The following is a 17,573-nucleotide window of genomic DNA, read 5'->3' on the forward strand; positions in this document are numbered from 1 at the left end:
CCGCGGCGAGGTCGAGCCGCCCACCAGCCGGATGCCCGCCGTGGGCCGCCCCGGCACCCCGGACCCGCTGACGGCGCCGTTCTCCGACATCGAGGACGCGCTGCGCCGCGACGGCGGTACGCCCGCCCACCCGGGCGCCACCGCCGACCCGGACGCCGAGGACACCCCGGCCGACCCGGCACCGGGCGGCGACCCGGTGTCCGGCCGTGCCCGGCCCGTCGACGACCGCCCGTGGCCGCCACCGCCCACCGGATCCCCATCCACCCCGCAGCACCCGGACCGGCACGACCAGGCCCGGCAGGAGGACCACTGATGCCCCGCCGCGACGACATCGACCACGTCATGGTGATCGGCTCCGGGCCGATCGTCATCGGTCAGGCCTGCGAGTTCGACTACTCCGGCACCCAGGCGTGCCGGGTGCTGCAGTCCGAGGGCATCCGGGTCTCCCTGGTCAACTCCAACCCGGCGACGATCATGACCGACCCGGAGTTCGCCGATGCCACCTACGTCGAGCCGATCACCCCGGAGTTCGTCGAGAAGGTCATCGTCGCCGAGCGCGACAACGGCACCCCGGTCACCGCGATGCTCGCGACCCTGGGCGGGCAGACCGCACTCAACACCGCGATCGCGCTGCACGAGAACGGTGCCCTGGAGCGCCACGGCGTCGAGCTGATCGGCGCCGACGTCGACGCCATCGAGCGCGGCGAGGACCGGCTCAAGTTCAAGGACATCGTGATCGGGGTCGGCGGCGACGTCCCCCGCTCCCGGGTCTGCCACTCCATGGAGGAGGTCCGCTCCGCCGCCGACGAGCTGGGCCTGCCCGTGGTCATCCGGCCGTCGTTCACCATGGGCGGGCTCGGCTCGGGCATGGCGCACTCGGCGCAGGACCTGGAGCGCCTCGCCGGCGCCGGGCTCGCCGCCTCCCCGGTCACCGAGGTCCTCATCGAGGAGTCGGTGCTCGGCTGGAAGGAGTACGAGCTGGAGCTCATGCGCGACCACCACGACAACGTGGTCGTCATCTGCTCCATCGAGAACATCGACCCGATGGGCGTGCACACCGGTGACTCGATCACCGTCGCCCCGGCGATGACCCTGACCGACCGCGAGTACCAGCACATGCGCGACGTCGGTATCGCCGTGCTGCGCGCGGTCGGCGTCGACACCGGCGGCTGCAACATCCAGTTCGCGATCCACCCCGAGACCGGGCGCCTGGTCGTGATCGAGATGAACCCCCGGGTCTCCCGGTCCTCGGCGCTGGCGTCGAAGGCCACCGGCTTCCCGATCGCCAAGATCGCCGCGAAGCTCGCCGTCGGCTACACCCTCGACGAGATCCGCAACGACATCACCGGCGAGACCATCGCCGCGTTCGAGCCGTCGCTGGACTACGTCGCGGTCAAGATCCCGCGGTTCGCGTTCGAGAAGTTCCCCGGCGCCGACCCCGAGCTGACGACGACCATGAAGTCCGTCGGCGAGGCGATGGCGCTGGGCCGCTCGTTCCCGGAGGCGCTGGGCAAGGCGCTCCGCTCGATGGAGCGGGCCCGGGCCGGGTTCTGGACCGCTCCCGACCCGGAGGGCGAACCGCAGTACACCGTCCCGGTCGACGGCCGCATCTACGAGGTCGAGCGGGCGCTCCGCTCCGGCCAGTCGGTCGACGACGTGGCCAAGAACTCCGGCATCGACCCCTGGTTCGTCGACCAGATCGCGCTGCTGGGGGAGATCCGCGCCGAGCTCGAGGCCGCACCCGTCCTCGACGCCGACCTGCTGCGCCGGGCCAAGCGCCACGGCCTGTCCGACCGTCAGCTCGCCGCGGTGCGCCCCGAGTTCGCCGGTGAGGACGGCGTGCGCACCCTGCGCCACCGCCTCGGCATCCGGCCGGTCTACAAGACCGTCGACACCTGCGCCGCCGAGTTCGCGGCGAGGACGCCGTACCACTACTCGGCCTACGAGACCGACCCCGCGGCCGAGTCGGAGATCGCCCCGCAGACCGAGAAGCCGAAGGTCCTGATCCTCGGCTCCGGCCCGAACCGCATCGGGCAGGGCATCGAGTTCGACTACTCCTGCGTGCACGCGGTCATGGCGCTGCGCGCCGCCGGGTTCGAGACCGTGATGGTCAACTGCAACCCGGAGACGGTGTCCACCGACTACGACACCGCCGACCGTCTCTACTTCGAGCCGCTGACCTTCGAGGACGTCCTGGAGGTCGTGCACGCCGAGCAGGCCTCCGGCACCGTCGCGGGCGTCATCGTGCAGCTCGGCGGGCAGACCCCGCTGGGGCTCGCGCAGCGTCTCACCGACGCCGGGGTGCCCGTCGTCGGGACCTCCGCGGCCGCGATCGACCTGGCCGAGGACCGCGGCGCGTTCGGCGAGGTCCTGCGCAAGGCCGGCCTGCCCGCCCCGGAGTTCGGCATGGCCACCTCCTTCGAGCAGGCCCGGGGGATCGCCACCCGGATCGGCTACCCGGTGCTCGTGCGGCCGTCCTACGTGCTCGGCGGCCGCGGCATGGAGATCGTCTACGACGAGGCGACCCTCGCCGGCTACATCGCCCGCGCCACCACCATCTCCCCGGACCGCCCGGTGCTGGTCGACAAGTTCCTCGACGACGCCATCGAGATCGACGTCGACGCCCTGTGCGACGGCGAGGAGATCTACCTCGGCGGCGTGATGGAGCACATCGAGGAGGCCGGGGTCCACTCCGGGGACTCCTCCTGCACCCTGCCGCCGATCACGCTGGGCTCCTCGGTGCTGGCGAAGGTCCGCGAGGCGACCGCCGCCATCGCGCACGGCGTGGGCGTGCGCGGGCTGCTCAACGTCCAGTACGCCCTGCACGGCGACGTGCTCTACGTGCTGGAGGCCAACCCGCGGGCGTCGCGGACGGTGCCGTTCGTGTCCAAGGCGACGTCGGTGCCGCTGGCCAAGGCCGCCGCCCGGATCATGCTCGGCGCCACCATCGCCGACCTGCGCGGCGAGGGCCTGCTCCCGGCGACCGGCGACGGCGGCGCGCTGCCCGCCGACTCCCCGGTCGCGGTCAAGGAGGCGGTGCTGCCGTTCAACCGGTTCCGCAACACCGCGGGCCAGGGCGTCGACCCGCTGCTCGGCCCGGAGATGAAGTCCACCGGCGAGGTCATGGGCTTCGACTCCGCCTTCGGCCCGGCGTTCGCCAAGTCGCAGGCCGCCGCCTACGGCTCGCTGCCGACCTCGGGCACGGTGTTCGTGTCCATCGCCGACCGCGACAAGCGGGCGATGGTGTTCCCGATCCGCCGCCTGGCCGACATGGGCTTTCAGGTCCTCGCCACCGAGGGCACCGCGGAGATGCTGCGCCGCAACGGGATCGACGTCACCGTGGTGCGCAAGCACAGCGAGGGCTCCGGACCGGAGACCCCGACGATCGTCGACACCATCCTCGCCGGGGACGTCGACCTGATCGTCAACACCCCGGTCGGGAACCCCGGCCCGCGCGTCGACGGCTACGAGATCCGCGCCGCCGCGGTGTCGCGCGGGGTGCCGTGCATCACCACGGTGCAGGGGACCGCGGCCGCGGTGCAGGGCATCGAGGCGCTCGCCTCGGGCGGGATCGGCGTGCGGTCGCTGCAGCAGGCGCACGCGGCGCTGAAGGCCAAGGCGTGAGCTTCGCCGCCCGGCTCGACGGGGCCGTCGCCGCCCACGGGCCGCTGTGCGTCGGGATCGACCCGCACCCGGCACTGCTGGCGGCCTGGGACCTCACCGACGACGCCGACGGCCTCGCCGCGTTCGCCGACCGCTGCCACGCGGCGTTCGCCGGGGCGGTGTCGGTGGTGAAGCCGCAGGCGGCGTTCTTCGAGCGGCACGGCTCGGCCGGCGTCGCGGTGCTGGAACGGCTGCTCGCCGGGTTCGCGGGCTCGGGCACCCTGACCCTGCTCGACGCCAAGCGCGGCGACATCGGGTCCACCATGGACGGCTACGCCGACGCCTACCTGCGCGTCGGCGCGCCGCTCGGGGCGGACGCGCTCACGCTGTCGCCCTACCTGGGGTTCGGGTCGCTGGAGCCGGCGCTGACCGCCGCCGACGAGGCCGGGCGCGGGGTGTTCGTGCTGGCCCGCACGTCCAACCCGGACGGTGCCGCGGTACAGTGCGCCACGACGGCGGACGGGGTGAGCGTCGCCCAGCGGATGGTCGACGACGCCGCCGCCCGCAACGCCGGTGCCCGGCCCCGCGGCGCGGTGGGCGTCGTCGTCGGCGGCACCCACGAGCACGGCCTCGACCTGACCGCGCTGAACGGCCCGGTGCTGGTGCCCGGGCTCGGTGCCCAGGGCGCGAGCCCGGCCGACGTGGTGTCGCGGTTCGCGGGCACCGCGGGCCCGGTCCTGCCGGTGTCGGCGCGCGGTGTGCTGCAGGCCGGCCCCGACGCCGTCGCCCTGCGGGACGCGGCGCACCTGCTCGGGGAGGAGCTGGCCTCCACCGCCGCCGGGTCGCACTGAGCGGGCGCCGGTCCCGGTGATCGTCCGCCGTGAGGTGTCCGGTGCCGGATCCGGCACCGGACACCTCACGCGTCGCGATCACGGACTCCCGGACGGCGTGGGCCCGGTGGTGGGCCGGCGACGCCGGACGCGCGCCGGACGGTCCGCGCCACCCGCCGGGCGCCCCGGGCGCACCGGGACGTCGATCGGGCGCGTCCGGTGGTGGGCCGGCTGCCCCGTCCGGCGGGCAGCACTGCGCCGACCCGCCCTACGGGGGAGCCGGATGGCACTCCTGTCGTGGTTCGAACAGGGTGCCGTTGATCACCTCCTGACGGCCGAAACCGGAGGTGGGACCCCCATTGACGCTTCCGTGGAGGTCGTGGGTACGTTCGAATACGACGCCGGGGACGTCCCCCGGTCGGGTCGGTGCGACCCACCACCCGATCGCTGACGCGACACCCCGGCGCGAGCCGGGATCACGGCGGCGAGAACGACGAGAACGACACAGGAAAGTACGGAGGAACCAACCGTGGCCCTTCCCCAGCTGACCGAGGAACAGCGCGCCGCCGCGCTGGAGAAGGCCGCGGCCGCGCGCCGGGCCCGGGCCGAGCTGAAGGACCGCCTCAAGCGCGGCGGCACCACCCTCGAGGAGGTGCTGAAGAAGGCCGAGACCGACGAGGTGCTCGGCAAGATGAAGGTCTCGGCGCTGCTCGAGGCCCTGCCGAACGTCGGCAAGGTCCGCGCCCAGCAGATCATGGAGGAGCTGGAGATCGCGACCAGCCGCCGTCTGCGTGGTCTGGGTGACCGCCAGCGCAAGGCGCTGCTCGAGCGCTACCCGAGCTGATCCGGGCGTCCCGTGACCGACACCTCCTCCGTCATGTCCTCCGGCCGGACCGGCCCCGCCCGCGGGCGGCTGCTCGTGCTGGCCGGGCCCTCCGGGGTGGGCAAGAGCAGCGTGGTCGCGGGACTGCGCGAGGCGCTGCCGGAGCTGCTGTTCAGCGTGTCCGCCACGACCCGGCCCGCGCGGCCGGGCGAGGTGGACGGCCGTGACTACCGCTTCGTGTCCCGCGAGGAGTTCGACGCGCTCGTCGAGCGCGGCGAACTCCTCGAGTGGGCCGAGGTGCACGGCGGGCTGCAGCGCTCCGGCACCCCCGCCGCGCCCGTCGAGCAGGCGCTCGCCCAGGGCCGCCCGGTCCTGGTCGAGGTCGACCTGCAGGGCGCCCGGTCGGTCAAGCGGGTCCGTCCCGAGGCCGTCACCGTCTTCGTCGCGCCGCCGTCGATGGAGGAGCTGGCCCGCCGGCTCACCGACCGCGGCACCGACACCCCCGAGCAGCGCGAGCGCCGGCTGCGGACCGCCATCGAGGAGATGGACGCCCAGGGGGAGTTCGACGAGGTGGTCGTCAACGACGACCTGCAGGCCGTGATCGGCCGGTTGGTAGCATTGGCGGTCGACCGCGGCGCCGTCTGAGCGCCCCCGGTCCCCCTCGTTCTTCAGGAGTCCACCACGTGAGCACGCCCACCGGCACCTCCACCGCCCCCGAGGGCATCACCTACCCGCCGATCGACGACCTGCTCGGCCAGGTCAGCTCGAAGTACGCGCTGGTCATCTACGCGGCCAAGCGCGCCCGGCAGATCAACGACTACTACTCCCAGCTCGGTGAGGGCCTGCTCGAGTACGTCGGCCCGCTCGTCGAGCCGGGCCCGCGCGAGAAGCCGCTGTCGATCGCGATGCGCGAGATCCAGGCGGGGATGCTCGAGCACACCGAGGGCGAGTAAGACCTCTCGATGGCTCCTCCCGAGGTGCTCCTCGGCGTCTCCGGCGGCATCGCCGCCTACAAGAGCGCCGAGGTGCTGCGTCGCCTGACCGAGTCCGGCCACGCGGTGCGGGTGATCCCCACCGAGTCCGCGCTGCGGTTCGTCGGGGCCGCGACGTTCGAGGCCCTGTCCGGCCGTCCCGTCGCCACCGGGGTGTTCCACGACGTCCCCGAGGTGCCGCACGTGGCCCTGGGCAAGGGCGCGGACCTCGTCGTCGTCGCCCCGGCGACCGCGGACCTCATGGCCCGCCTCGCGCACGGCCGCTCCGACGACCTGCTGACCGCCGCGCTGCTGACCGCCCGGTGCCCGGTGGTGCTGGCGCCCGCGATGCACACCGAGATGTGGGAGCACCCCGCGACGGTCGACAACGTCGCCCTGCTGCGCGCCCGCGGCACCGTGGTGATCGAGCCCGCCGCGGGCCGGCTGACCGGCGCGGACACCGGCAAGGGCCGGCTGCCCGACCCGGCCGAGATCGTCGACCTGGCCCGGCTGCTGCTGGAGCGCCCGGACGCGCTGCCGCGCGACCTGGAGGGCCGCCACGTGGTCGTCAGTGCCGGCGGGACCCGGGAGGACCTCGACCCGGTCCGGTTCCTCGGCAACCGGTCCTCGGGCCGGCAGGGCTGGGCGCTGGCCCGGGTCGCCGCCCAGCGCGGCGCACGGGTGACGCTCGTCGCCGGGCACACCGCGGACCTCGGCGCCCCGGCCGGGGTGGACGTGGTCGCCGCGGGGACCGCCGTCGCCATGGAGGCCGCCGTCCGCGGTGCCGCCGCCGACGCGGACGCCGTGGTGATGGCCGCCGCCGTCGCGGACTTCCGGCCGGTCGACACCGCCGCCGACAAGATCAAGCGCGGCGCCGCGGAGCCGGCGCCGCTGCGCCTGACCCAGAATCCCGACATCCTCGCCGGGCTCGTGGCCGACCCGCCGCGGCCGGGTCAGGTCGTGGTCGGGTTCGCCGCCGAGACCGGCGACGCCGACGGCGACGTGCTCCACCACGGCCGCGCCAAGCTCACCCGCAAGGGCTGTGACCTGCTGGTGGTGAACGCGGTCGGCGACGGCAAGGCCTTCGAGACCACGGACAACGCCGGCTGGCTGCTCGCCCGCGACGGCGGCGAGGACGAGCTGCCGTTCGGCTCCAAGGCGCTGCTCGCCTCCCGCATCTGGGACGCGGTCGTCCCGCGCCTGCGCTGAGCATCCCCGCACACGACGACGGGCCCGCACCGGAGAACTCCCGGCGCGGGCCCGTCGTCGTGTGCGACCGGACTCAGTCCTCGTCGAAGAAGGAGCTGCGCGTCGGCTCCGCCTCGTCGGAGGAGGAGTCGGACCCCTCGCCCGACCCCTCACCCGACGTGGACGGCGTGGCCGACGAGGTCGACCGCGGCGAGGACGTGGACGGCGTCGCCGAGGAGGTCGAACGCGGGCTCGCGGTCGACGGCGACGAGGTCGACGGGGCCGACCGCTCGGTGCTGCTCGGGGTCAGCGAGTCCTCCGAGGACCCGGAGCGCTCGGCGCCGGAGGTCGAGACGTACCGGGACATCGCCCAGCCGCCGTACTCGGGGAGCTCGACGAACCCGTCCTGGGTCTCCCCGGTCGAGGTGGACTCACCCCGCTCGCACACACCGACGATCGGCGCGTCGGCCTCGGGCTCGGAGCGGACGTTGACGCTCTGGGTGCAGGTGCCGGTACCGGCGGCCGACGCGGTGCCGGCGATGATCCCGGTGGTGGTGACGCCGGCCACGGCCAGTGCGCCGAGGACGGCTGCGACGCGTCGCGAGTTCGGCTTCATGGTGGAACAACCTCCGTGCCGCCGGGGCCGGGGCGGCCACCGTGCGGATCCGTTCGTGGGCGACCCCGCGGGGCGTGCGAGGTGTTGTCCCGCCCAACGAGCCGACGCCCGTTCGATTCGTGAGCGGAGGGTCAATCACCCCATCCGGCGACGCCGGGTAGCGAACTCGCCGGGCGTTGTCACGCTCCGTGTGTGAGTTCCTTCGTGCGAGTCCCGTACGGGCGGCCGAACTGGACTACCCTGCATCCCGAGGGGCGCTCGCGATCATGGTCGTGCGTCCGAGCGAGCGCGGCGGGGTCGTCGCGCCGGAGCGGAGAACGTTTCCAACGGGATGGAGAAACTGCGCGTGTCAACCACGAGCCGTCGCCTGTTCACCAGCGAGTCGGTCACCGAGGGCCACCCCGACAAGATCTGTGACGCGGTCAGCGACACCATCCTCGACGCGATGCTCGCGCAGGACCCGAGCAGCCGGGTGGCCGTCGAGACCCTGGTGACCACCGGTCAGGTGCACGTCGCCGGGGAGGTCACCACCAACGCCTACGTCGAGATCCCGCAGCTGGTCCGGGACAAGATCCTCGAGATCGGCTACGACTCCTCCGCCAAGGGCTTCGACGGCGCGTCCTGCGGCGTCAACATCGCGATCGGTGCGCAGTCGCCCGACATCGCCCAGGGCGTCGACACCGCCTACGAGAAGCGCGTCGAGTCCGCCGAGGACGAGATCGCCAAGCAGGGCGCGGGCGACCAGGGCCTCATGTTCGGCTACGCCTGCGAGGACACCCCCGAACTGATGCCGCTGCCGATCGCGCTGGCGCACCGCCTGTCGCGCCGGCTGACCGAGGTCCGCAAGAACGGCACGCTGCCGTACCTGCGCCCGGACGGGAAGACCCAGGTCACCATCGAGTACGACGGCGACAAGCCGGTCCGCCTCGACACCGTGGTCCTGTCCTCCCAGCACGCCGCGGACGTCGACCTCGACGGCATGCTGGCCCCCGACATCCTCAAGCACGTCGTCACCCCCGAGGTGGAGGCGCTGGGCTGGGACCCGTCGCAGCCGCGGCTGCTGGTCAACCCGACCGGCCGCTTCGTGCTCGGCGGCCCGATGGGTGACGCGGGCCTCACCGGCCGCAAGATCATCGTCGACACCTACGGCGGCATGGCCCGCCACGGTGGCGGCGCCTTCTCCGGCAAGGACCCGTCGAAGGTCGACCGCTCCGCCGCGTACGCCATGCGGTGGGTCGCCAAGAACGCCGTCGCCGCCGGGCTCGCCGGGCGGATCGAGGTCCAGGTCGCCTACGCGATCGGCAAGGCCGCCCCGGTCGGGCTGTTCGTGGAGACCTTCGGCACGGAGAACGTCGACCCGGCGCGGATCCAGGCCGCCATCGAGGAGGTCTTCGACCTGCGCCCGGCCGCGATCATCCGCGACCTGAAGCTGCTGCGCCCGATCTACGGCCCGACCGCCGCGTACGGCCACTTCGGCCGCACCGACGTCGAGCTGCCGTGGGAGGACACCTCCCGCGCCGACGCCCTGAAGTCGGTCGCCGGCGGCTGAGCGCCGAGCACGTGCCCCGTGGCCGTCGACCGCCCCGCGCGGTCGGCGGCCACGGGCGTCTCCGGGGGGCGTCGGTGCCGCGTGGTAGACCCTCGGCGTGAGCTCTCCGCGTACGGCCCCGGCGGCCCGCGCCCGCCGCCCGGGGCGCGACCGGGGGCAATGGCAGCCCGCCCCGGCCCGTCCGGTCGCGCGGGTGCTGGTCGACGTCGCGCTGCCGCACCTGGACCGGGCCTTCGACTACCGCGTCCCGACCCATCTCGACGACGCCGCCGTCCCCGGTGTACGGGTGCGGGTGCGGTTCGCCGGCCGGCTGGTCGACGGGTTCCTGCTGGAGCGCTCCGACGACACCGCCCACGCCGGGAAGCTCGCCTGGGTCGACAAGGTCGTCTCGCCCGAACCGGTGCTCACCGCCGAGGTGGCCGGGCTGGCCCGGGCCGTCGCCGACCGCTACGCCGGGGTGATGGCCGACGTCGTGCGCCTCGCGGTACCCGCCCGGCACGCCCGCGTCGAGTCCGAGACCCCGCGGGAACGCGGCGCCGCCGAGCCCGCCCCGGTCGACCGTGCGGGCTGGGAGGCCTACCCGCGCGGCGGTGCGTTCCTCGACGCGCTGGCGGGCGGGCGCGCCGCGCACGCCGTCTGGCAGGCGCTGCCGGGGGAGGAGTGGGCGGCCCGGCTGGCCGAGGCCGCCGTCGCCACCCGGTCGGCCGGTCGCTCGGCCCTGCTCGTGGTCCCCGACCAGCGGGACGTCGCCCGGCTGCACGGCGCCTGCGCGGCGCTGCTCGGCGAGGACGGGGTGGTCGCCCTGACCGCCGAGCTCGGGCCCGCCGAGCGCTACCGGCGCTGGCTGGCGGTGCGGCGGGGGAGCGTGCGCGTCGTCGTCGGCACCCGGTCCGCGGCGTTCGCCCCGCTCGGCGAGCTCGGCCTGCTGGCCGTCTGGGACGACGGCGACGACTCCCACTCCGAGCCCCGCGCCCCCTACCCGCAGGTCCGCGACGTGCTGGTGCTGCGCGCGCACCGCGAGGGCGCCGCGCTGCTGCTCGCGGGGTTCGCCCGGACCGCCGAGGCGCAGGTGCTCGTCGAGACCCGCTGGGCGAGTCCCATCGCAGCCGACCGTGCCGGAGTGCGTGCCCGGATGCCACGGGTCACCGCGATCGGGGAGACCGACACCCAGCTCGTGCGTGACCCGGCCGCACGCGCGGCCCGCGTCCCGGGCGTCGCGTTCGAGGCCGCACGCGCCGCGCTGGCCGCCGGGCGCCCGGTGCTGGTGCAGGTGCCGCGGTCGGGCTACCTGCCGTTCCTGGCGTGCGCGTCCTGCCGCGACGCCGCCCGCTGCCGGCACTGCGCGGGCCCGCTGGGCCTGCCGCGTTCCGGCGCGGGTTCCGAGGGTGCACTGCCCGCCTGCCGCTGGTGCGGCCGGGCCGAGCCGGCGTTCCGCTGCGGGCACTGCGGGTCGCGACGGCTGCGGGCCGGGGTGGTCGGCGCCGGGCGCACCGCCGAGGAGCTCGGCCGCGCCTTCCCCGGTATCACCGTGCGGACCTCCGGCGGGGGCGCCGAGGTCCTCGACACCGTCCCGGCCGGGCCCGCGCTGGTCGTCGCCACGCCGGGGCGGAGCCGGTCGTCGACGGCGGCGGCGGGGCCGGCTACGGCGCCGCGCTGCTGCTCGACGGCTGGGCGATGCTCGCCCGGCCCGACCTGCGCGTCGCCGAGGAGACGCTGCGCCGCTGGTTCACCGCGGCCGCCGGGGTCGTGCCGCACACCGACGGCGGACGGGTCGTCGTCGTGGCCGAGGCGTCGGTGCCGACGGTGCAGGCGCTGGTGCGGTGGGACCCGGCCGGGCACGCCGAGGCCGAGCTCGCCGAACGCGCCGAGGTGGGGTTCCCGCCCGCGATCCGGATGGCCTCGGTGGAGGGGCCGCCCGCCGCCGTCGCCGAGATCTGCGACGCGGTGCTCGGCACCGGGCGCGTCGACCCGGCCCCGCCCGAGGGGTGGAGCTGCTCGGACCGGTCGAGATCGACCCGCCGGACCGGCCCGGCGCCGGTCACGGCGCCGCCGACGAGGTCCGCGAGCGCGCGCTGCTGCGGGTCCCGCGCCGCGCCGGTCGCGATCTGGCCCGTGCCCTGCACGACGCGCAGGCCCTGCGCACCGCCCGCAAGGCCCCCGAGACCGTCCGGGTCCGGCTCGACCCCGACGAGATCGACTGAGCGGTGCGCCGCGTCACCGCCGTGACACCGGACGGGAGCGGCGGTGCCGCAGTGGCACAATGGAGCGCTGATCACCGCACTCGTCCGCCGTGAGGGGAAGCCCGTGCCCATCCAGCCCGTCCGGCTGTTCGGCGACCCGGTCCTGCGCACCCGCGCCACCGAGGTCACCGACTTCGACGCGGAGCTGCGCAAGCTCGTCAGCGACCTGACCGACACCATGCACGACGAGGGCGGCGCCGGTCTGGCCGCGCCGCAGATCGGCGTCGGCAAGCGGGTGTTCGTCTACGACTGCGACGGCTTCTCCGGGCACCTGGTCAACCCGACCTGGGAGGCCGTCGGCGAGGACGAGCAGTTCGGCATGGAGGGCTGCCTGTCCATCCCCGGGCTCGGCTGGGACTGCCGGCGCAAGCTGCACGTCGTCGCGCGGGGCTGGGACATGCACGGCGAGCCGCAGGTGGTCGAGGGCTCCGAGCTGCTGGCGCGGGCCATCCAGCACGAGACCGACCACCTCGACGGCGTGCTGTTCGTCGACCGGCTCGACGCCGAGACCCGCAAGCTGGCGATGCGCGAGATCCGGGAGGCCGCCTGGTTCGGCGAGCCCGAGCCGGTGGTCAAGGCGAGCCCGCACCCCATGTTCGGCAAGGCTCGATGAGGCTGCTGTTCGCCGGCACCCCCGACCCGGCGGTGCCGTCGCTGCGGGCGCTGCTGGAGCACCCCGGCCACGAGGTCGTCGCGGTGCTGACCCGCCCGGACGCCCCCGCCGGGCGCGGCCGCAGGCTCACCCGCTCCCCGGTCGGTGAGCTCGCCGACGCGGCGGGGGTCCCGGTGCTGACCCCCGCGAAGCCGTCGGACCCGGAGTTCCTCGACACCCTGCGCGCGCTCGCCCCGGACTGCGCACCGGTCGTCGCCTACGGGGCGCTGCTGCCCCGCCCGGTGCTGGACGTGCCCGTCCACGGCTGGGTCAACCTGCACTTCTCGCTGCTGCCCGCCTGGCGCGGCGCGGCCCCGGTGCAGTCCGCGATCCGGCACGGCGACGACGTCACCGGCGCCACCACGTTCCGGCTCGAGGAGGGCATGGACACCGGGCCCACCTACGGCCTGGTCACCGAGACCGTCGGCGCGACCGACACCGCGGGCGACCTGCTGGGCAGGCTCGCCGAGTCCGGTGCCCGGCTGCTCGCCGCGACCCTGGACGGCATCGCCGACGGCACGCTGACCGCCGTCCCGCAGCCCGCCGAGGGGGTCTCGCTCGCGCCGAAGGTCACGACCGCCGACGCCCGCGCCGACTTCACCACCCCGGCCGCCGCGCTGGACCGGCTGATCCGCTCGGTCACCCCCGAGCCCGGTGCGTGGTGCGGGTTCCGCGACGACCGCCTCGGGCTCGGCCCGGTCCGCCCGTTGCGCACCGGTGAGATCGAGCTCGCTCCGAGGGAGCTGCGGGTCGAGCGCCGCCGGGTGCTGGCCGGGACCGCGACCGTCCCGGTCGAGCTGGGCGAGGTGAAGCCGAAGGGCAAGCGGTTCATGCCCGCGCCGGACTGGGCCCGCGGCGCCCGGATCGACGGCGTCGAGTTCCTGGGCTGACCGCCGCCACCCGCCCCGGTCCGGCGCACCGACCTCCCGACACCACACCGACTTCCCGACATCCCGGACGACGGCCGGCCCCCGGCCACGGCGGACCCCGCCGAGGAGACCACGTGAGCGAGCAGGACCCCCGACCCGACCGCGACCGGCCCGGCCGGTCCGACCGCCCCGAGCGGCGCGCCGGCGACGATCGGCACCGCGGCGGCGACAGGCCCGGCGGTGACCGGTCGGGCGGCGACCGGGCCCGCGGTGACCGGTCGCGCGACGACCGCGGCCCGCGCACCGGGTCCGGCTGGGGCGGCGGCCCGGGGTCCGGCGACCGGCGCGGCGGGTCCGGCTCCGGTGGTCCGGGTGGCTCCGGGGAGCGCCGTGGCGGTGGGTGGCGCGACTCCGACCGGCCCAGCCACTCCCGCTCCGGCGGCGACGTGGCCCGCCCGCGCGACGGCGGGGACCGGCCGCGCGACGACCGTCCCCGCGGCGACCGCCCGTTCCGGGGCCGTGACGACCGGCCGCGGGGCGACGACCGCGCCCGCGGCGGGGACCGCTCCCGCGACGACCGTCCCCGTGGGGACCGCCCGTACAGGGACCGTGACGACCGCCCGCGCGGCGACCGCGCCCGCGGCGACGGGCCCCGCCCCGACCGGCGCGACGACCGCCGACGTGACGACCGCCGGCGCGACGACCGCCCCCGCGGTGACCGGTCCGGCGGCGACCGTCCGCCGCACGACCGCGACGACCGCCTGCGTGGCGACCGACCCCAGGACGACCGCGCGCGCAGCGACCGTCCCCGCAGTGACCGCCCGCAGGGCGACCGCCCCCGCCCCGACCGCGGGGACGACCGCCGCGGCGGCCGCGACGACCGCGGGGACCGTGGCGGCGACCGCGGCCCCCGCCGCGAGCGCACCTCCGGCCCCCGCAACTCCGGCCCGCCCCGTGGCCGCAGCGGCCCCGGCAGGCCCCCGGCCGTCGACCCCGCCCGGCAGGCGGCCTACGAGCTGCTGACCGCCGTCCGCGAGCGCGACGCCTACGCCAACCTCGCCCTGCCCGGGATCCTGCGCCGCCACCGGCTGCGCGACCGCGACGCCGGCCTGGCGACCGAGCTCGGCTACGGCACCCTGCGCGCCCAGGGCCTGCTCGACACGATCATCGACGCCTGCACCGACCGCCCGCTGGCCAAGATCGAGCACGCCCTGCTCGACGCGCTGCGCCTGGGCGCCTACCAGCTGCTGCGCACCCGGGTGCCCGACCACGCGGCCGTCACCACCTGCGTCGAGCTGGTCCGGTCCGACCACGGTTCGCAGTCGGCCGGGTTCGTCAACGCGGTGCTGCGCCGCATCGGCGAGCACACCGAGGCCGAGTGGCTCGACCGCCTCGCCCCCGACCCCGCCGAGGACCCGGTCGGCGACGCCGCGCTGCGCCACGCCCATCCGCGCTGGATCGCGCAGGCCTTCGCCGACGCGCTCGGCGGCACCGGCGAGGAGCTGACCGCCGCCCTCGCCGCCGACGACACCCGGCCGCGCGTGCACCTGCTCGCCCGGCCCGGCGAGATCACCGCCGAGGAGCTGGCCCTGGCCACCGGCGGCGAGCAGGCGCCCTACTCGCCCTACGGCGTGCACCTGGAACCGGGCAGCGGGGACGTCGGCGAGCTCGACGCCGTCGCCGAGGGGCTCGCGATCGTCCAGGACGAGGGCAGCCAGCTCGTCGCCGCCGCGCTCGCCCGGGCCGAGCTGCTGGGCGAGGACACCGGCCGCTGGCTCGACCTGTGCGCCGGGCCGGGCGGCAAGGCGTCGCTGCTGGGCGGGCTCGTCGCCGCGCGGGGCGGGACGCTCGACGCGGTCGAGTCCAGCGAGCACCGCGCCGACCTCGTGCGCCGGTCCGTCGCGGAGCTGCCGGTCACCGTGCACGTCGCCGACGGCCGGGAGGCCCCGCTGCCCGACGGCGGCTACGACCGGGTGCTCGTCGACGCGCCCTGCACCGGGCTGGGCGCGCTGCGCCGCCGCCCCGAGGCCCGCTGGCGGCGCCGCCCCGAGGACATCGCGACGCTGACCCGGCTGCAGCGCGAGCTGCTCGTCGCCGCGCTGCGGCACGTCCGCCCCGGCGGCGTCGTCGCCTACGTCACCTGCTCGCCGCACGTGTCGGAGACCGTCGGCGTCGTCGGCCGGATCGTCGGCCGCGAGGGACGCCCCGGCCCGGCCGGTGCCGTCGACCAGCTCGACGCGCGCGCCTGGCTGCCCGGCGAGGTCCCCGGCCTCGGGGACGGGCCGACCGTCCAGCTGTGGCCGCACGTGCACGGCACCGACGCGATGTTCCTGGCGCTGCTGCGCCGACCGCTCGAGGGCTGACCGCGGTGTGACGGCGGCCTCGCCCACGGGTGCGGGGCCGCCGGCGAGCGGCCAGTAACCTCCTCGGCGTGCACCCGATGATCGCGCCCAGCATCCTCTCGGCCGACTTCGCCCGACTCGGCGAGGAGGCCGCCGCCGTGGCCGGCGACGGGACCGGGAACGGCGCGGACTGGCTGCACGTCGACGTCATGGACGCGCACTTCGTGCCGAACCTGACGCTCGGCCTGCCGGTGGTGCAGAGCCTGCGCGCCGCCACCGACATCCCGCTCGACTGCCACCTGATGATCGAGGACCCGGACCGCTGGGCCCCGGGCTACGCCGAGGCGGGCGCCCGCAACGTCACCGTGCACGCCGAGGCCGCCCACGATCCGGTGATGCTCGCCAAGAACCTGCGCGCCGCCGGGTCCCTCGCCGGGCTGTCGATCAAGCCCGGCACCCCGCTCGACCCCTGGGTCGAGGTGCTCCGCCACTACGACACGCTGCTGGTCATGAGCGTCGAGCCCGGCTTCGGCGGGCAGAGCTTCATCCCCGAGGTCCTCGACAAGGTCCGCACCGTCCGCAACCTGGTCGACACCGGGCACCTCACCGTGCTCGTCGAGATCGACGGCGGCATCAACGCCGACACCATCGACGCGGCCGCCGAGGCCGGCGTCGACTGCTTCGTCGCCGGGTCGGCCGTCTACGGCGCCGAGGACCCGGGCCGCGCCGTCGCCGCGCTGCGCGACAGCGTCCGCCGCGCGAACCCGCACCGCTGGGCCGGCTGAGCCCGCCCCGGCCCGGAGCGAGGAGCAGTGGACGACCCGACCGGCCCGGACCGCCGCACGGTGGCGGCGATGCGCCGTGCGCTGGCCGCGTCCGTGGAGGTCCACGGCACCACCAGCCCAACCCGGCGGTCGGCTGCGTCATCCTCGACCGGCACGGCGAGGTGGCAGGCGTCGGCGCCACCGCGCCACCCGGCGGCCCGCACGCCGAACGGGTCGCACTCGCCGCGGCGGGCGCGCGTGCCGCGGGCGGCACCGCGGTGGTCACCCTCGAACCGTGCAACCACACCGGCCGCACCCCGCCGTGCGTGGAAGCTCTCCTGGAGGCGGGTGTCGCCCGCGTGCACGCCGCGGTCGCCGACCCGAACCCGGTCGCCGCGGGCGGTCTGGACCGGCTGCGCGCCGCCGGGGTGGATGTGACACTCGGCACGCTCGCCGACGAGGTCGCGCTCGGTCCGCTGCGCGGCTGGCTGCACCGCACACGAACCGGACGTCCCCACGTGACCTGGAAGGTCGCCACCACGCTCGACGGCCGCGTCGCCGCCGCCGACGGCACCAGCCGCTGGATCACCGGCCCGGTCGCGCGCGGCACGGTGCATGACCTGCGCCGCAGGATGGACGCGATCGTCGCGGGCACGGGTACCGTCCTGTCCGACGACCCGGCGCTGACCGCCCGCCGGCCCGACGGCACCCTGTTCGACCACCAGCCCCTGCGGGTGGTGGTGGGACACCGCGACGTCCCGCCCGGCGCCCGGCTGGCCCGGACCGACGAAACCGGCACCGCCGACGTGGTCCACCTCCGCACCCGCGATCCGGGGGAGGTGCTCGCCGAGCTCAGCCACCGGACCGTGGTGGACGTGCTCCTCGAGGGCGGACCGACCCTCGCCGGTGCGTTCGTCGCCGCAGGACTCGTCGACCGGGTGCTCGTGCACCTGGCCCCGGCCCTGCTCGGCGCGGGACCGCACGCCCTCGGCGACGCGGGCGTGGTAACGATCGCCGACATCGTGCGGTTGCACGTGGACGAGGTCCACCGCGTCGGCGACGACGTGGTCATCGACGCACGACCGGCATCCGGCCCGACCGGGCCGGACGTGCCGCAGTAGGAGGG

General features: G+C 75.8%; 14 protein-coding genes and 1 pseudogene. 14 read left to right on the forward strand and 1 reads right to left on the reverse strand.

The annotated features are described in order from the left end of the window. The first annotated feature begins 312 nt into the window (after window positions 1–312). From carB to coaBC, 6 genes are all read left to right on the forward strand, one after another. Complete coding sequence (gene carB, locus AC0GKK_RS00490) at window positions 313–3,624, forward strand: carbamoyl-phosphate synthase large subunit (protein ID WP_489882887.1); 3,312 nt, start codon at window positions 313–315, stop codon at window positions 3,622–3,624. Further along, on the forward strand, window positions 3,621–4,454 hold the full coding sequence (pyrF, locus tag AC0GKK_RS00495) for an orotidine-5'-phosphate decarboxylase (protein WP_251782382.1): 834 nt from the start codon (window positions 3,621–3,623) through the stop codon (window positions 4,452–4,454). Before carB ends, pyrF begins: the two co-directional genes overlap by 4 nt. A 508-nt stretch (window positions 4,455–4,962) precedes the next feature. Continuing rightward, a complete protein-coding gene (mihF, locus tag AC0GKK_RS00500; RefSeq protein ID WP_020627642.1) occupies window positions 4,963–5,277 on the forward strand; it encodes an integration host factor, actinobacterial type in 315 nt (104 codons plus the stop codon). A 12-nt stretch (window positions 5,278–5,289) separates the two neighbouring features. Further along, window positions 5,290–5,901: a guanylate kinase gene (gene gmk, locus AC0GKK_RS00505; RefSeq protein WP_459559828.1), complete on the forward strand. Its 612-nt coding sequence runs from the start codon at window positions 5,290–5,292 to the stop codon at window positions 5,899–5,901. A 38-nt stretch (window positions 5,902–5,939) separates the two neighbouring features. Then, window positions 5,940–6,209: a DNA-directed RNA polymerase subunit omega gene (gene rpoZ / locus AC0GKK_RS00510; RefSeq protein WP_020627644.1), complete on the forward strand. Its 270-nt coding sequence runs from the start codon at window positions 5,940–5,942 to the stop codon at window positions 6,207–6,209. A 9-nt stretch (window positions 6,210–6,218) separates the two neighbouring features. After that, window positions 6,219–7,436, forward strand: coding sequence for a bifunctional phosphopantothenoylcysteine decarboxylase/phosphopantothenate--cysteine ligase CoaBC (gene coaBC, locus AC0GKK_RS00515; RefSeq protein ID WP_489882888.1), 1,218 nt, complete (start codon window positions 6,219–6,221; stop codon window positions 7,434–7,436). Between the two features lie 73 nt (window positions 7,437–7,509). Here coaBC and AC0GKK_RS00520 read toward each other — a convergent pair whose 3' ends face one another. Continuing rightward, window positions 7,510–8,031 carry an SH3 domain-containing protein gene (locus AC0GKK_RS00520; protein WP_224402321.1) on the reverse strand — a complete coding sequence of 174 codons (522 nt, stop codon included), beginning with the start codon at window positions 8,029–8,031 and terminating at the stop codon, window positions 7,510–7,512. 346 nt (window positions 8,032–8,377) lie between these two features. Between AC0GKK_RS00520 and metK the strand changes: the two genes are divergently transcribed. The 8 genes and pseudogenes from metK (at window position 8,378) to ribD (ending at window position 17,568) form a co-directional block, all read left to right on the forward strand. Beyond that, window positions 8,378–9,580, forward strand: a complete 1,203-nt coding sequence (gene metK, locus AC0GKK_RS00525) for a methionine adenosyltransferase (protein ID WP_238590020.1) — start codon at window positions 8,378–8,380, stop codon at window positions 9,578–9,580. A gap of 193 nt (window positions 9,581–9,773) precedes the next feature. Next, window positions 9,774–10,010 (forward strand): annotated as a pseudogene (locus AC0GKK_RS00530) (primosomal protein N' family DNA-binding protein); the annotation flags it as partial. 1,555 nt (window positions 10,011–11,565) lie between these two features. Beyond that, window positions 11,566–11,781, forward strand: a complete 216-nt coding sequence (locus tag AC0GKK_RS00535) for a hypothetical protein (protein WP_489884071.1) — start codon at window positions 11,566–11,568, stop codon at window positions 11,779–11,781. Between the two features lie 103 nt (window positions 11,782–11,884). Beyond that, window positions 11,885–12,433, forward strand: coding sequence for a peptide deformylase (def, locus tag AC0GKK_RS00540; protein WP_062403164.1), 549 nt, complete (start codon window positions 11,885–11,887; stop codon window positions 12,431–12,433). Further along, window positions 12,430–13,362, forward strand: coding sequence for a methionyl-tRNA formyltransferase (locus AC0GKK_RS00545; protein ID WP_489882889.1), 933 nt, complete (start codon window positions 12,430–12,432; stop codon window positions 13,360–13,362). Before def ends, AC0GKK_RS00545 begins: the two co-directional genes overlap by 4 nt. Window positions 13,363–14,357: 995 nt before the next feature. Continuing rightward, window positions 14,358–15,704, forward strand: a complete 1,347-nt coding sequence (locus AC0GKK_RS00550; protein ID WP_208821274.1) for an RsmB/NOP family class I SAM-dependent RNA methyltransferase — start codon at window positions 14,358–14,360, stop codon at window positions 15,702–15,704. Window positions 15,705–15,781: 77 nt separating this feature from the next. After that, entirely contained in the window at window positions 15,782–16,468 is a 687-nt protein-coding gene (rpe, locus tag AC0GKK_RS00555) for a ribulose-phosphate 3-epimerase (RefSeq protein WP_489884072.1), read from the forward strand. Between the two features lie 161 nt (window positions 16,469–16,629). After that, on the forward strand, window positions 16,630–17,568 hold the full coding sequence (gene ribD / locus AC0GKK_RS00560; protein WP_489882890.1) for a bifunctional diaminohydroxyphosphoribosylaminopyrimidine deaminase/5-amino-6-(5-phosphoribosylamino)uracil reductase RibD: 939 nt from the start codon (window positions 16,630–16,632) through the stop codon (window positions 17,566–17,568). The last annotated feature ends 5 nt before the right edge of the window (window positions 17,569–17,573 follow it).

This window comes from Pseudonocardia sp. P-1 (assembly GCF_058111925.1).

What these genes read in the sequence shown, in the direction of transcription:
- carB (WP_489882887.1), top strand. Translation starts at nt 313, where the DNA reads ATGCCCCGCCGCGACGACATCGACCACGTCATGGTGATCGGCTCCGGG.
- AC0GKK_RS00545 (WP_489882889.1), top strand. Translation starts at nt 12,430, where the DNA reads ATGAGGCTGCTGTTCGCCGGCACCCCCGACCCGGCGGTGCCGTCGCTG.
- coaBC (WP_489882888.1), top strand. Translation starts at nt 6,219, where the DNA reads ATGGCTCCTCCCGAGGTGCTCCTCGGCGTCTCCGGCGGCATCGCCGCC.
- AC0GKK_RS00520 (WP_224402321.1), bottom strand. Translation starts at nt 8,031, where the DNA reads ATGAAGCCGAACTCGCGACGCGTCGCAGCCGTCCTCGGCGCACTGGCC.
- rpe (WP_489884072.1), top strand. Translation starts at nt 15,782, where the DNA reads ATGATCGCGCCCAGCATCCTCTCGGCCGACTTCGCCCGACTCGGCGAG.